The organism is Pseudomonas sp. AMR01 (assembly GCF_041946035.1).
Classification (GTDB): Bacteria; Pseudomonadota; Gammaproteobacteria; order Pseudomonadales; family Pseudomonadaceae; genus Aquipseudomonas; species Aquipseudomonas antarctica_B.
Window position 1 is genome coordinate 1 of sequence record NZ_JAUTYR010000032.1, and the last position, 13,886, is coordinate 13,886.

Annotated in this window: 12 protein-coding genes; 3 read left to right on the top strand and 9 right to left on the bottom strand. The window is 58.2% G+C overall.

The window, feature by feature from the left end:
- Positions 1 to 127: 127 nt before the first annotated feature.
- Both Q7C20_RS21595 and Q7C20_RS21600 read right to left on the bottom strand, forming a co-directional pair.
- A complete protein-coding gene (locus Q7C20_RS21595) occupies positions 128 to 781 on the bottom strand; it encodes a DsbA family oxidoreductase (protein ID WP_375070066.1) in 654 nt (217 codons plus the stop codon).
- A gap of 56 nt (positions 782 to 837) precedes the next feature.
- Positions 838 to 1,857, bottom strand: a complete 1,020-nt coding sequence (locus Q7C20_RS21600; RefSeq protein ID WP_375070067.1) for an alpha/beta fold hydrolase — start codon at positions 1,855 to 1,857, stop codon at positions 838 to 840.
- A gap of 182 nt (positions 1,858 to 2,039) precedes the next feature.
- Between Q7C20_RS21600 and metR the strand changes: the two genes are divergently transcribed.
- Entirely contained in the window at positions 2,040 to 2,957 is a 918-nt protein-coding gene (metR, locus tag Q7C20_RS21605; protein ID WP_057012200.1) for a transcriptional regulator MetR, read from the top strand.
- A gap of 126 nt (positions 2,958 to 3,083) precedes the next feature.
- Here metR and Q7C20_RS21610 read toward each other — a convergent pair whose 3' ends face one another.
- Both Q7C20_RS21610 and Q7C20_RS21615 read right to left on the bottom strand, forming a co-directional pair.
- On the bottom strand, positions 3,084 to 3,590 hold the full coding sequence (locus Q7C20_RS21610) for a GNAT family N-acetyltransferase (protein WP_375070068.1): 507 nt from the start codon (positions 3,588 to 3,590) through the stop codon (positions 3,084 to 3,086).
- On the bottom strand, positions 3,587 to 3,994 hold the full coding sequence (locus tag Q7C20_RS21615) for an NUDIX domain-containing protein (protein WP_348060708.1): 408 nt from the start codon (positions 3,992 to 3,994) through the stop codon (positions 3,587 to 3,589). The genes Q7C20_RS21610 and Q7C20_RS21615 overlap by 4 nt, the downstream gene beginning before the upstream one ends.
- Positions 3,995 to 4,204: 210 nt before the next feature.
- Here Q7C20_RS21615 and Q7C20_RS21620 point away from each other — a divergent pair, with 210 nt between their 5' ends.
- Positions 4,205 to 8,362 carry a dermonecrotic toxin domain-containing protein gene (locus Q7C20_RS21620; RefSeq protein ID WP_375070069.1) on the top strand — a complete coding sequence of 1,386 codons (4,158 nt, stop codon included), beginning with the start codon at positions 4,205 to 4,207 and terminating at the stop codon, positions 8,360 to 8,362.
- A 30-nt stretch (positions 8,363 to 8,392) separates the two neighbouring features.
- Here Q7C20_RS21620 and Q7C20_RS21625 read toward each other — a convergent pair whose 3' ends face one another.
- From Q7C20_RS21625 to Q7C20_RS21645, 5 genes are all read right to left on the bottom strand, one after another.
- Entirely contained in the window at positions 8,393 to 9,739 is a 1,347-nt protein-coding gene (locus Q7C20_RS21625) for an HD domain-containing phosphohydrolase (RefSeq protein WP_375070070.1), read from the bottom strand.
- A 169-nt stretch (positions 9,740 to 9,908) separates the two neighbouring features.
- Positions 9,909 to 10,214 (bottom strand): HigA family addiction module antitoxin, encoded by a 306-nt coding sequence (locus Q7C20_RS21630; RefSeq protein ID WP_375070071.1) that lies wholly within the window; start codon positions 10,212 to 10,214, stop codon positions 9,909 to 9,911.
- An 8-nt stretch (positions 10,215 to 10,222) separates the two neighbouring features.
- On the bottom strand, positions 10,223 to 10,501 hold the full coding sequence (locus tag Q7C20_RS21635; RefSeq protein ID WP_375070072.1) for a type II toxin-antitoxin system RelE/ParE family toxin: 279 nt from the start codon (positions 10,499 to 10,501) through the stop codon (positions 10,223 to 10,225).
- A gap of 106 nt (positions 10,502 to 10,607) precedes the next feature.
- The gene (locus tag Q7C20_RS21640; protein ID WP_375070073.1) at positions 10,608 to 11,933 is read right to left on the bottom strand and encodes an APC family permease; all 1,326 of its coding nucleotides are present in this window, start codon (positions 11,931 to 11,933) and stop codon (positions 10,608 to 10,610) included.
- Between the two features lie 266 nt (positions 11,934 to 12,199).
- Positions 12,200 to 13,015 (bottom strand): carbon-nitrogen hydrolase family protein, encoded by an 816-nt coding sequence (locus Q7C20_RS21645; RefSeq protein ID WP_348060699.1) that lies wholly within the window; start codon positions 13,013 to 13,015, stop codon positions 12,200 to 12,202.
- A 94-nt stretch (positions 13,016 to 13,109) separates the two neighbouring features.
- Between Q7C20_RS21645 and Q7C20_RS21650 the strand changes: the two genes are divergently transcribed.
- Entirely contained in the window at positions 13,110 to 13,874 is a 765-nt protein-coding gene (locus Q7C20_RS21650; protein WP_375070074.1) for a response regulator transcription factor, read from the top strand.
- Positions 13,875 to 13,886: the final 12 nt, after the last annotated feature.

Here is a 13,886-nt window from a genome sequence, read left to right on the forward strand (position 1 = left end):
CGAGTGGTGGGGCGAAGACCTTTTGGTTACTTTTGGGGCGTTTGCCAAAAGTGACCCGCTGTAAGAGCGGAACCGATATCAGCCATCACCGCAGCAACGGATATGTACTCAAAACCCCACCCAAAACTCACCCCTTCGCCTCCCGAATAATCTGCCGAATCGCCCCGACAAAGGCTTCAACCGGTTGCCCACCGCTGACCGCATACTGCCCGTTAAAAACAATAGTAGGCACCGAACTCACCCCCCGAGAAACCCACAGCTTCTCCTCCTCTCGCACCTCAGCCGCATACTCATCCGAAGCCAGAATCTCAGCAGCCCGCTTGCCATCCAGCCCCACACCATCAGCAATGCTCGCCAAAGTCCCATGATCAGACGGATCCCGCCCATCACTGAAATAAGCCGTGAACAACGCTTCCTTGAGGTTGTACTGCAACCCCTCCAACCCCGCCCAATGCAACAGCCGGTGCGCATCAAACGTGTTGTAAATCCGGCTCTGCCCGTCCGTACGAAAAGCAAATCCCAACTCAGCCCCCATATCGCGAATCCGCGCACGGTTAGCCTGGGACTCCTCAGCAGACGAGCCGTATTTTTCCGTGATGTGCTCAACAATGTTCTGCCCTTCGGCAGGCATATTCGGATTCAGCTCAAACGGCTGAAAATGAATCTCGGCCTGCACTTCAGCGCCCAATTGATCAAGCGCTTCAGTCAACCCACGCAGCCCGATAACGCACCAGGGGCACGACACATCGCTGACAAAATCGATTTTCAAGGAAGTACTCATGACCAGGCGACCTCGCTGGCGTCAATGCGCCGCAAAAGCTCCACGATACACCAACTTCACAACACGTTCGAAGGCTCGCCCAAGTCAATCCGCGCCCAGTGCGCCGCATCTTCGCGATGGGCTTTGAGATAGGGCAACACCGCCGTCAGCAGCGGCGCCTTGAACGCCTCCTGAAAACGATGAGCCATGCCGGGAATCAGTTTCAGCTGGCTGCCCTGTATATGCGCAGCCAGGTGCACGCCGTGCATCACCGGCAACAACGGATCAGCAGTACCGTGCACCACCAGCGTCGGCACGCGCAGTTGGTTGAGCAGCGGCACGCGGCTTTGTTCGGCGAGGATCGCCATGATCTGGCGCTTCACGCCGTCCGGGTTGAAGGCACGGTCGTAAGACTGCGCCGCCTGATGCAGCAACATCTGGCGGTCATCTTTCACGTAGGGGCTGCCCAACGCGGCGAGCAAATCGGCTTGCTGTTCAAGCGCCACTTCGCGATTCGGCGCGCTGCGCCGCGACAGCAGTTGCAACAGCGCCGCACTCGGTGCCGGCAGGCCTTCGGCGCCAGAGCTGGTCATGACTAACGTGAGACTCTCCACCCGCTGCGGCGCCATCGCCGCCATGTGTTGGGCGATCATGCCGCCCATGCTTGCGCCCAGCACGTGGAATTGCTGGATCTTCAAGGCGTCCATCAAACCCAGCGCATCATCGGCCATATCGGTCAGCGTGTAGGGCGCTGCCACCGGCAGGCCGAGTTTGTAGCGCAGCACTTCGAAGGTGAGGTTGGCGCTGGCCGGCGCCTGGCGCCAGGTCGACAGGCCGACGTCACGGTTGTCGTAGCGAATCACCCGAAAGCCTTGCTCGCACAGCGCAACGACCACTTCATCCGGCCAGTGAATCAACTGCCCGCCCAGGCCCATCACCAGCAGCAAGGCAGGGTCAGACGCGCGGCCGATACTCTGGTAGGCAATGCTTACCTGAGCCAGATCGACCGTTTGAGTCGGGACATTGACGTCACATCGAGAAGCCGCAAAAGACGGCAGGCCGAACAATAGAGCGGCCAGTAAAAGCAACACGCGCATGAAAAACACCGAAACGCAGAACCCCAGTAGAGCGCGAGTCTGATGAAGTTTGTTCAAGCGCGCTGCCACACTTCCATGACAGTTTGATGAAGAGTGCCCGGCGGTCAAAGTCGACACGCAGAGCAACATGAGACAAACTCACGCCATTCAACTTTCGCACAAATTGTTTTCATGGAGAGCCCGTGCTCGAGATCCGTCACCTCAAGACCCTCCACGCCCTGCGCGAAGCCGACAGCCTGGTGGAAGCTGCCGAGCGCCTGCACCTGACGCAGTCGGCGCTGTCCCATCAGTTCAAGGAGCTGGAAGAGCGCCTGGGCATGCAGCTGTTCGTGCGCAAGACCAAGCCGCTGCGCTTTACCAGCGCCGGTTTACGCCTGCTGCAACTGGCGGATGCCACCCTGCCGCTGCTGCGTGGCGCCGAGCGTGATATCGCGCGATTGGCCGGTGGCACCGCCGGGCGTTTGCACATGGCAATCGAGTGCCACAGCTGCTTCCAGTGGCTGATGCCAACCATCGACCAGTTCCGCGACGCCTGGCCGGAAGTCGAGTTGGACCTCGCGTCGGGCTTTGCTTTCGCGCCACTGCCCGCCCTCGCCCGTGGTGACCTGGACCTGGTCGTGACGTCTGACCCGCTGGAATTGCCGGGCATCACCTATGTGCCGCTGTTCACCTACGAAGCCATGCTGGCGGTGGCCAACCAGCATGCGCTGGCGAACAAATCGTACATCGTGCCCGAGGACCTGCTGACCGAAACCCTGATCACCTACCCGGTGGAACGCGACCGCCTGGACATCTTCACCCGGTTCCTGGAACCCGCCGACGTGGAACCGGCGCAGGTGCGCACTTCGGAGCTGACGGTGATGATGATGCAGCTGGTCGCCAGCGGCCGTGGCGTGTGCGGCATGCCGCATTGGGCGCTGCATGAATACAGCTCGCGCGGGTATGTGAAGGCCAAGCGGCTGGGCGAAAAAGGCTTGTTTGCGACGCTGTATGCGGGGATTCGGGCGGACATGCTCGACGCGCCGTATATGCGCGACTTTTTGCTGACGGCCAAGGACACGTCGTTTTCGACGCTGGATGGAGTCAGCGCAGTTCGCTAGCCTTCACACATCAATTGTGTGGCTTGTGTGGGAGCTGGCTTGCCTGCGATGCAGGCACCGCGGTGTATCAGGTACACCGGGTTGATGCTATCGCAGGCAAGCCAGCTCCCACAGGGGATACGGTTTTCAGTCAGCTGTGAGTTCGCGCCACATGTGGATCTTGTCGAAGTAATCAACGCCCACCCGCACCGCCAGTGGCTCCAGGCCGTACTGGATGAAGCCGCAGCGCTGGTACAACGCAAACGCCGCGTCATTCCCGGCGGTGACGGTCAGTTGAATCAATTTAAGGCGCGGATGCTTGCGCGCTTCGTCGAGCGCCGCCTCGACCAACTGGCGGCCCAACCCTTGCTGCTGACAGGCCTTGGTCACGTACATACCAAACAGGGTCACCTTGTGCCGCGCCTTCTCACGTGGCTCGAAAGCCAGGCCAACGATGCCTGCGAGCTCGTCGCCGTCAAACCCGCCGAGCAACCGATCCAGCGGGCTGTTCAGGCGCTTTTCCCACCAGCTCAACGGCATCGAAGCGCGCTCCGCCACGCTGGAGGTAAACGCCTGCGGGTAGGCGCCGTACGCTTCGAGCATCAAGGCCCGATAGGCCTCGGCATCGCTGGCCCCCAGGGCGCGAATGATCATTGGGTCAGCGAAGCGCGGTAAAACGGCAGGATCAGGTCGCGCGTCAACGGTGCCAACGGCAGGCCACCGTCACCGGCCGGGTCGATCCAGCGCACTTCTTCGATTTCAGCCGCGGGCGTCACCGCCACGTCGATGTGCACCTGGAACAGTTCGGCTTCCACGGTAAAACCTGGTTCGTTCGCGGCCGGCGCCGAGAAGTGGCCCAGGTAGACGGCGTCGCCGGGGTCAATCGTCAGGTTCAGTTCTTCGTGCAGTTCACGGGCGAGCGCCTGGGCCGGTTGTTCGCCTGCGTCGATCTTGCCGCCAGGCTGCATGAAGGCCTGGGTACCGCGCTTGCGCACCAGCAGAGTTTGGCCGTCGCTGCCGATTAACAGGGCGGCGGCGATGCGAATTGTGGTGGACATAATCAACCCCTGGGGAAAGTCGCCAAGGATCCCACGCACATCAAGCGCAATCAACTGAACGGCCCGTTCGACAGCGCAGCGTTTGAACCCGCTTAAAAGGTACACACATGCACCGCAAGTCGTCTCGCTGCCAACCGTAGACTCGCAAATTCCCATTCAGCCGGGCCTGCTGCGCAGCAGCACACAGCGCCCCCGCAGCCGAGTACCTGCATGCACATGTCACCTCAAACGCCACAGAATGACGATCCCGACCTGACACCAAGTCCTTTACAGCCCGTAACACTGCCTGTGGAGCCGCCGGCGAAGCAAAGCCTGGACGAACAACAGGCACACCTTGTGCGCGAACTGGGCAGCCTCAATGCCCAAACAGACGACCTGTTGCAGCAACAACCGAGCCTGGGCACGGTGTACCAGATACAACTAGCCAGCCTGTTTCCCGAGTTGGACCGACCCATAAATCCGAATCGGATTTTTTATACGCGTTACCGTGAAACCGAGCAGGGAGAACCTCAACTGTTAAGCAGCGAACCGCTTGGTTCGCTGCTTAACCGCTTACGCATGCCGGATGCCGATACCTACCTCACCGAAGAGACCGGCACCTTCTATCGGGAGGCCCAAACACTGCAAGCAGATAAACGCCTGTCTGCAACCACGCCTGTAGCGACATTGGCCAGCGTGTTGGAAATTGCCTTTTCGGTAAAACTCAACGAGTTCTGGAGGGCTAAAAAAGGCGCACAACCCAACACCGAAGAGCGCCTGATTGCAGTGCGGCGCCAAGTGCTGGCCCATCAATTGGCATTACGCACAGTGGACGGCACGTTGTCGGACGCAGCGCGAACACTGGCAGACGCTGTGTTGAAATACCCGAGCGCAGAAGCACGGGAAATGGCCCTCCTCCCCCAGCAAAGACCTGGCGTGTACCGCCTGACGCTGGCAGACGGCAGTGAGTTCGCCAGTGCGTTCATCATGAGTACAACCGCAGTCAAGCCGCCTACGGGGAGCGTGTTGCTTTACACCCCTGGGGAAGGGTTTGAAGAATATGAAAATCTGCGGCGATTGAACGAAGCCGTGGAGCAGCGGCTTCGCGAGAATGAATCGGCAGGCAAGCTGCTAGCCGCATCCCTACCGGCAGCAGCGCACGAGAGACTGAGCGGCGCACTTGTGTTGGCAGACGATCCGCCGATGATTGAGGCCGATGTGATTGCCGACAGCGTTCGCTCGCTGCGGGTGCGGCAATACTTCAATACCCGGGCGCTCCTGCGCAAACCCACGTTACCGTTGACCGGCGAACTTGACTGCGTCGCGTACCTGGCACCGCAGTTGGATGCATCCACAGCCCTTGCTGCCCGAAATCTGCTGCTGGTCAAACCGCACGAACCCGATTGGTTGAAAGCCGCCTGCCCGCAGGATCAGGCTCAGTACCGCCAATATGAAGCAGCAATGCTGGCAAGCCATGACACGCTAAAACCGCTGCTTGAGCAGGTTTTGTCATTGACCTCTTTTTCCGAGAACGAAGTCAGCAGGGTGTTGAAACGCCAAAAACCGGAATATGCCAATGTTGACCTGGCGCCCTACGAGAGCTTGGTAAGGCTGCGTGTTACCTCTTCCGCCGACGTCGAGGTGACGGGATATAAAGATGAACAAGCCGACACGGTTTACATCAGCGAAGACCCCGGCATTGATATCCCGCTCTTTTTGAAGGAGCGGGTACTGACAAAGGGAAAATGGAAAACCAGGGCGGTTGTGGATCTGCGCACACTGGCAAGTTACGCACGGCGTAACGTCGATCCGTGGTCGCTGCATGAAGCGCACAGAGCGATCACCGCCACAGCCGGCCTGTTCGACCGTTCAGGGACAAGAGTGGGCAGACTCGACAATGCAGAGTTACGCGCACTCGCCCACGAGGCGGACATTGGCAAAAAATATGACGATTACCTCAGGTCGGCTTTTTCGCAAAGCGGCGAAGGCCAGGCCCTGGCCACGGCCTGGCAGCGAGCGAATACCGCAAGAATGCGCAAGGAGGCCCTTGAGAGCCGCTTGAACCCGGCGGTTTCTGACCTGTTCATCTTCAAAACGCCAGGCAGTGGGTTTGACTGGATACATGCAATCACCCATTTTCCGGATCCGGCAACCCGGCCTCAGGTTGGCACGCACGACATCGTGGCCCACCTGTTGGTGATGGGCAGCGGGCTGGAAGGGGGACGCGGGGGGCAAGTGATCAATGGCGTGCTGATCATCCAGCGAAAACACACAAAGCCAGGCGGCGTGTGTGTCCTCTATACCCCGGATGCGCCTGATAACGCCCCCTTTCGAGAACTGGTGAATGGGCTCGGGGAACTGGATGGTCTCAAGGCACAACCACAATGGCGCACCTATTTCACCCAGCGCATGGCCACGCTCGATACGCAGGAGCTTGCACGGATCTTCAGCGATACACGCAGCGCGAACCGCTATACCGTAAGCCCTGTAACCGGTGACTTACAGGTCTTCCTGTATTCGGCGCAACTTGGCTTTCAACTGGCGCATGCCGATCACCGTTCACGCAGCAACGCCCAAATTGCATGGGAGTCGGCGGTGAACGCCTTTGTGTACGGGGTTGAAATCGCCGACTTCCTGGTGGAACTGTTGATGGCCAAGACAGTGCAGAGGCTACTTCATCGCGCTGTCGTCGGGGGTATACGCAGAGCCCAAACACTGGGGCGTCGTATCCCAGGGCTGCTGGGTAAACGCGCAGGCGCACGCGTCACCGGTATCAAGGTTGCAACGACCTCCATCCGGCCATTGGACCCAGCCTGGGTCAACGTCGCAGAGTATCGCTTACCGGATCCCATCGACGCGCTGTTCGACGTGGAGGCGTTCGCGCAAACGCACCATTACAGGTTGTCGCGCAGCCTGGGTGCGCCCAGTTTTATCGACAGTCGCAACAACCAATTCATCGCCATGCGGGCGGATGACGATCGCTATTACCTGTACCCATCCTATGTCGAAGATGGCGCGCGCTATGTGAAAGACTCGCTCGGCATTAAAACGGACTTTATGGTGGTACCGGGCGACGCCAAAAGCTGGAAGCCCCGCTTTGAACGCACGACAAGAGGAGGAGGCCCGGTGATCAGCGCGCTGCGGCCGCTTACCGCCGAACAGCAACTGGATGATGATTTGCTCAGAGCACTCTGCTTGGACAGGCCCTCTACGGCACACCAACAATATGCAGACGTCATCAAGACACTCAGTGGTCCGCAGAAAAAAACGCTGCGTGACCAGGTGCTCGAAGGACTAAGGGTAGATGAAGTCACTTTTCGCCGTATTGTTCGAGGTGACTACGACGTGCCTTATAAGCAAGATTTACGCAACGCGCTGTTGACACTTAAGTTCGACGTGAACACCTATGCGTACTTGAATACGACTATCGAAGATTTTGCCGACTACCTGACGTTCTCTCCCAAAGAAATGGAAAATCTCTTCATAAAAATAAAACGGTTGATGGGGAAAAATGACGATTTCTCAAAATACATACGGGCATCGATCAGCGCTGTCGATTTCGACACCGGGGCGAAATTTGTAGGCTTTGCATTCACACAAAGACAATTGAACATTTTTAATAAATTCAACCATAAACTCAAGCCACCCAACTGGCACGAAGATACGCTCAATGCATTCCTGGACGAAAAAGGGCGCCGTGCAATTCTTGGAAAAGTAGCGTCCGATAATAACGAAAACCCCGAGGACACTTTGAATAACCTGCTGTCTTCTCCACGAATAGGAAAAGTGTTGCACCGCTTCATAATTGAAAGGCAAGCAGAACGTCTCGGTACCCTGGGCTTTGCTTCCTATACCGATGCATTCAAGCAATCCGGCATTCCTTATATTGCCTTGTCTTCCGGTGGTGCCAGTAGAGCGGATGCGGGCGTGCAGGTCATCGACAGTATTAGCGTCGTGGCATTTGAAAAAAACATCCCGCAGTTTTCAACGCCTTTGGAGTTTTCGCCGTCGCGCGTGGCCACACATAAAGTTGAAAAACCAACCCCCGAGCCAGGGATAACGACCGCGCCAACACCGACTGCGCCCAGCGGCACCGTGATCAACATCGTGAAAACAGATGAACTGGCAGACACTCAGCTGGCGCTGCTGCCCATCCCTGCAAAAAACAAAGTTGAAGAAATCATTCAGGACATACAAGCAGGCCGCGTCAGCCGGAAAAAAATCGGCAACTTCACCTATGTCGATCTACCGCAACTGGATAGCGGACCAGGCCGAGGTCGATGGCGGGTGGCGTTTGAAAAGACCGGAAAGGAAGACGCAAAGGATATCTACGTCGTCCGGGGGATCTTCGACTATCACGGCAGTAAGCCGAAAGTCTGGAAGGTATAGAAGCCCCGTACACGAGGTGCTGTCGCTGTGCTATGTGGTTGGCGACACACCCTTATCCACCTTGATAAACAGGGTGTACCTGGCGCCTTCCATGGTTTCGAATGCGATCAACTTATCCACCAGCGGCAGATTAAGAACTTTGCCGGCATTAAGCAGCAACATGCCGTTATCGGCGTTCAGGCTGCGCGCCAGCACCATGCCCTCTTCCAGCTCGCGGGTGCCCAGGACTTTTACGTTGGGGTCGCCCAGCGTCACGTCATGGAGGTAGGTGGCGCACACAGACACAAAGTCTTCGACCATGTTGGGGTCATACAGCCGCCCGGCGTATTTGCGGATGTACAGCAACGCTTCGTCGCTGTTCATCTGCCGTTCCAGGATCAGGCCTTTTTGCAGCTCGATAAAATCGACGGCCAATTTGAGCAAGCGTGAACCCACGGGGATCGCCTCGCCTTTGAGGTGATCGGGAAAGCCTGAACCGTCCCAGCGTTCCTGGTGATGGCGAATCAAGCGCGCGGCGTCTTTCATCGGTTCCAGGGTCATCAGCAGCGATTCACTTTGCGTCGCGTAGGCGCGATAGCGCTCGCGGTCGGCGCTGTGCAACAGGTCCGAGGGCGACGCCATCATGCTGTCGCTCCAGCTCAGCTTGCCGATGTTGTAGAGCGCGGCGGCCATGGTCAGGTCGCGATTGCTCGCCTCGTCCACGCCATGGGACACGCACCAGGTGCGCACCAGTTCGATAATCTGCCGGTTGGTTTGCTTGGCACGTGGCAGGCGCAGGTTGGCCAGCAACGAGAACACTTCGGTGCCGGTGGCATAGCTGTGTTTGAGCTCCTCATAGGCGAGGTCGAGCATGTCGGCGGTCTGCTGCAGCTCGCTGGTGCGCGCCGCTACGCGTTTTTCCAGGGAGGCGTTGAGCTGCTTGAGGGTTTCGTTTTGCTGCAGGATCAATTGTTCAAGGCGCAGACGCTCGCGCTCGGAATGCTGATGGGCGAGGGATTGACGCAGCGCCAGCAGCAATTCTTCGTCATTCCAGGGTTTGCTGAGGTAGCGATAGATCTGACCTTCGTTGATGGCTTTGACGATAAGTGTCAGCTCAGTCTCACCGGTCAGCAGGATGCGCACGGTGTGAGGGTAGGCTTGATGGACATGCGCCAGCAGCGAAGCGCCGTCCAGGTCTGGCAGCCGCGCGGCACTCATCACCAGGTCGACGGGTCTGCTGGCAAGCAGGCTCAAGGCGTCAGCGGCGCAGGTGGCGCTGAGCAGTTCGAAAGGTTCCAGGCTCAGCAGTTGATTGAGGCTGTGCAATACGTCCGGGTGGGCATCAATCAACAACACCACAGGACGGTCGCTGTCGGTAAAGGTAACGGACTCTCCCATGGGACACCTCGGATCGTCGGTATGCGGTCCTTACGGTTTGAGTCTGCCTTCCTGGCGGTTACAGAGTAGCTTAGTCGGCTTTTTGATGAGTAATGGCTCTTCAGCATCATTCGTTTTCGTCGGGCATAAAAAACCCGGCTTTCACCGGGTCCAAGCACAAGCAAGATTATCAGGCGCAATGCGCGACCTTCTCTACTTCCTTGAGTATCTGGGCACCTTTGGCGATTTCAGCTGTGCGCAGATCATAGGCGGTCTGCAAGTTGAGCCAGTATTGCGCGGTGGTTTCCAAGGCAACTGCCAGACGTAATGCAACATCTGCGCTGATGCTGCGGCGCTTCAATACGATGTCATTCACCGTAGGCGCAGAGACGTGCAACGCCCTGGCGAGGGCGGCGGCGGTCAGGCCCAGCGGTTCCAGGTACTCCTCTTTGAGAATCTCCCCAGGGTGTACGGGTCGCATGCCATTCTTAAACATGATTCACCTCAGTGGTAATCCACAATTTCAACGTTTTCCGGACCATTAAGGCCCCAAATGAAACAGACCCGGAATTGACCATTGATTCGGATACTGTGTTGCCCTTCTCTATTGCCATGCAACTGTTCGAGCCTGTTCCCGGGCGGTGACCGCAAGTCGTTAAGGTCTACCGCAGCATCAAGCATGCTCAGCTTTCGCTCCACCACAGAGAGGATGGCGGACCAACGCCGGCTTCCACCGGTTTCAAAAAGGGTTTTGGTGTCGGCGCATTTGAAGCTTTTTATCATCGCTTAATGCTTAACGTTATTCATTAACGACCAACTCTACATTGGTTTTCTAGATATTCAACTGGCAGTTGAATAGGTACCCGGATGTAGCGACAAGCGGTAAGCGCTATGCAGCTTCCTGAAAGTCCAGTTCCGGTGGCTGTTGCGAGAACCCACGCGTCAGTACTCCCAGATAAATCAGCCCGATTGCCAGCCACGCTACACCCAGATAAATCGCCAGGTGATCGAGGCTGATCATCAGCCACAAATCCGCGAGCAGGCCGATGGTCGGGAATACCAAAAACAGAATCAGCTCGCGTGCACCGCGCTGTTTGGCGCCGATCCAGTAATGGAAGATCACCGACAGGTTGACCAGGCTAAAGGCCAGGAATGCGCCGAAGTTGATGAACGAGGTGGACGTGGTCACGTCCAGCTTCAACGCCAGCAAGGCCACCACGGCACATAACAGGATGCTGTTGACCGGCGTGCCAAAGCGCGCATGCAAGTTGCCGAAGAACGATTTGGGCAGCACGCCGTCGCGGCCCATGGCAAACAATAGGCGCGAACCACTGGCCTGGGCCGACAGCCCCGAGGCGAACTGGCCGACGATCAAGCCGATCAGGAAGATCGACACAAACAAGTCGCCACCGATATTGCGCGCAATTTCATACGCGGCCGAATCCACATTGGTGAATTCAAACGAGGGATGGGCGACTTGCACGAAGTAAGACACGCCGACGAAGATCAGCCCGCCGATCAAGGTAATCAACATGATCGCCCGTGGGATGGTGCGGCGTGGGTCGCGGGTTTCTTCGGTGAGGGTGCTGACGGCATCAAAGCCCAGGAACGAATAGCAGGCGATGGCGGCGCCGCTCATGATCAGCGGCATGTGCATCTGGCCGTTGAAGAACGGGGCAAGGGTCCACAACGGTTTGCTCGCATCGCCACCGATGTAATGGATGCACAACACCACAAACGCGATCAGTACCAATGCCTGGATCAGCATCAGCAAGGCGTTGATGCCGTTCGCCAGTTTAAGGCCGACGATATTGATGGCGCTGGTGATGCCGATAAACGCCAGCACCCAGACCCATTGGGGCACTGAAGGAAAGGCCGAATTGAGGTACGCCGCGCCGATCAGCCAGATGGCCATGGGCAGGAACAGGTAGTCGAGCAACACCGCCCAACCGGCGATAAAGCCGAGCTTGGGGCTGATCGCCTTGCGCACGTAACTGTAGGCGGAACCGGCCACCGGGAAGGCCGCCGCCATGCGCCCGTAACTCATCGCGGTGAAGAACATCGCCACCAACGCCGCCAGGTACGCGGCGGGGACCATGCCGGCCGTGGATTGCGCCAGTATGCCGAACGTGCCGAGCACAATGATCGGCGTCATATAGGCGATGCCAAACAGCACCACCGACCCTAACGACAGGGTGCGTTGCAAACGAGCCATGAGCGATTCTCCGCTGAATTATTGGTTTTATGGCAGAACTGAAGTCGGTGAAGCAGAAGCTGTTTTTCTTATGTTCAAAGAGTTTTTGTGGCGAGCGGGCTTGCCCCGCGTTGGGCTGCGAAGCGGCCCCAGTGAAGACGAACGCGGTGTATCAGGCACTTCGCGCAGGCAGGTTTCAGGGCCGCTGCGCAGCCCAACGCGGGGCAAGCCCGCTCGCCACAACAAGCCCGCTTGCCACAACGAGCCCAATCACCCCATAAGCCTGCTCAGGGGATCAACAATTCGCGCGTCCCATCGCTGCGCTCAATCACCTCTCCCGGCAATTTCAAGCGCTGGTCATCCAGGTAGCGGTAGTCCTTGCGCGCCGCCACAAGCTGGTCAACATCCAGCTCAACCGTGAATTGCCCTTCTTCGCGGCCCGCTTCAAACAGCAAGCTGCCAAATGGGTCGACCAACGCGCTGCCGCCGGCGAACAACAGGCCACCGTCGCCCTCTTCCACGCGGTTGACCATCAGTGCGAATGCCTGGTTTTCCTGGGCGCGGGCCATGATTGCAGTGCGGTGTGTCGGCCCGTAGGGGTCCATGTTGCCGTTGGTGACGATCAGCAACTCAGCGCCCAGTTGCGCGTTGGCACGGGCGGTTTCCGGGAATTCGATGTCGTAGCAAATCAACAGGCCGACGCGCACACCGTTCCACAGGCACGTGGCGTAGCGATCGCCGGGGGTGAACACGCCGCGATCCGAGGCCCACAGGTGGGTCTTGCGATAACGCAGGGCAATGCCTTCGGGGGTGATCAACAAGGTGGTGTTATAGAATTGGCCGTTGTCGCTTTCAGCCATGCCGATGACCACGGCAATCGCTCGCTCACGGGCGGCGTCAATAACGGCCTGCACCGTGGGGCCGTCCAGCGGCTCGGCGATGTCGGCGACGGTCTCGGCCGTCGGAAAACCCATCAGGTGAGTTTCCGGGAAGATGATCAGTTGCGTGTCATCGGCGCAGGCGGCAATTGCCGCCAGGGCGCGCTCAAGGTTGTAAGCTGTGCCGTTATCACGGCCTGCCAACTGGGCAAATTCGACCTTCATCAGGTATTCCTTGTTCTTTATCTGTGCCGCAGTATGCGCAGCCATAACCTGCCTGGGAATTACGCGGCGGGGGTAACCCGATAGGGGTAGATCAATGACCGTGTCGCTGGAAGACATCGCCTGGCACCGTTCGGTGGGGCAAATGATAGATGCCCTGGACCAGCCCAACTTCTGGACCCAACTGGTGCGCCTGCTCAACCAATATGTGCCCTTCGACAGTTGGGTGGTATTGCTGTTCAGCAGTGAACACCGCCCGCTGGTGTTCGCCGAATGCCCGGGCGCCGACGGCACACCGGACCACCTGTTCCAGGACTACCTCAACGGCCTCTACCTGCTCGACCCCTTCTACATCGCCAGCCGCGAGCAGTCGCGCACCGGGCTGTTTCGCCTGGCAGAGGTCGCGCCGGAGCATTTCGAACTCACCGAGTATTACCAGCGCTACTTCCGTTTGAACGTGGTCGCCGATGAAATCCAGTTTAATTGCCACCTGCCGGACGGGCGTACCCTGTGCCTGTCCCTGGGCTCGAAACAGCGGTTTGACCCAACGCAAATCGCCCTGCTGTCGCTGATCCAACCCTGGGTGCTGAGCCTGCTGCGCCAACGCGTGCCCTTTGAGCTCAACCAGGTCAACACGCCTGAACCCCCCAAGCAAACGGATGAATGGGGCGCGCAACTCACCGCCCGCGAGCTGGATGTGGGCCGCTTGATGCTCAGCGGTTGCTCCAGCAAGGAAATCGCTCGTAAGCTGGAAATCTCTGTTGAAACCGTGAAAGTCCATAAGAAACACATGTACAGCAAGCTAGGGATCAAATCCCAGTCGGAGCTGTTCTCGATCTTTCTTCAGGCGCAAAACGCCTAGCCGATGAGTCCG

Coding starts and splice junctions, on each gene's coding strand:
- Q7C20_RS21615 (WP_348060708.1), bottom strand. CDS start 3,994: ATGTCCACCACAATTCGCATCGCCGCCGCCCTGTTAATCGGCAGCGAC.
- Q7C20_RS21640 (WP_375070073.1), bottom strand. CDS start 11,933: ATGGCTCGTTTGCAACGCACCCTGTCGTTAGGGTCGGTGGTGCTGTTT.
- Q7C20_RS21630 (WP_375070071.1), bottom strand. CDS start 10,214: ATGTTTAAGAATGGCATGCGACCCGTACACCCTGGGGAGATTCTCAAA.
- Q7C20_RS21600 (WP_375070067.1), bottom strand. CDS start 1,857: ATGCGCGTGTTGCTTTTACTGGCCGCTCTATTGTTCGGCCTGCCGTCT.
- Q7C20_RS21610 (WP_375070068.1), bottom strand. CDS start 3,590: ATGATCATTCGCGCCCTGGGGGCCAGCGATGCCGAGGCCTATCGGGCC.
- Q7C20_RS21625 (WP_375070070.1), bottom strand. CDS start 9,739: ATGGGAGAGTCCGTTACCTTTACCGACAGCGACCGTCCTGTGGTGTTG.
- Q7C20_RS21650 (WP_375070074.1), top strand. CDS start 13,110: ATGACCGTGTCGCTGGAAGACATCGCCTGGCACCGTTCGGTGGGGCAA.
- Q7C20_RS21645 (WP_348060699.1), bottom strand. CDS start 13,015: ATGAAGGTCGAATTTGCCCAGTTGGCAGGCCGTGATAACGGCACAGCT.
- Q7C20_RS21620 (WP_375070069.1), top strand. CDS start 4,205: ATGCACATGTCACCTCAAACGCCACAGAATGACGATCCCGACCTGACA.
- Q7C20_RS21635 (WP_375070072.1), bottom strand. CDS start 10,501: ATGATAAAAAGCTTCAAATGCGCCGACACCAAAACCCTTTTTGAAACC.
- Q7C20_RS21595 (WP_375070066.1), bottom strand. CDS start 781: ATGAGTACTTCCTTGAAAATCGATTTTGTCAGCGATGTGTCGTGCCCC.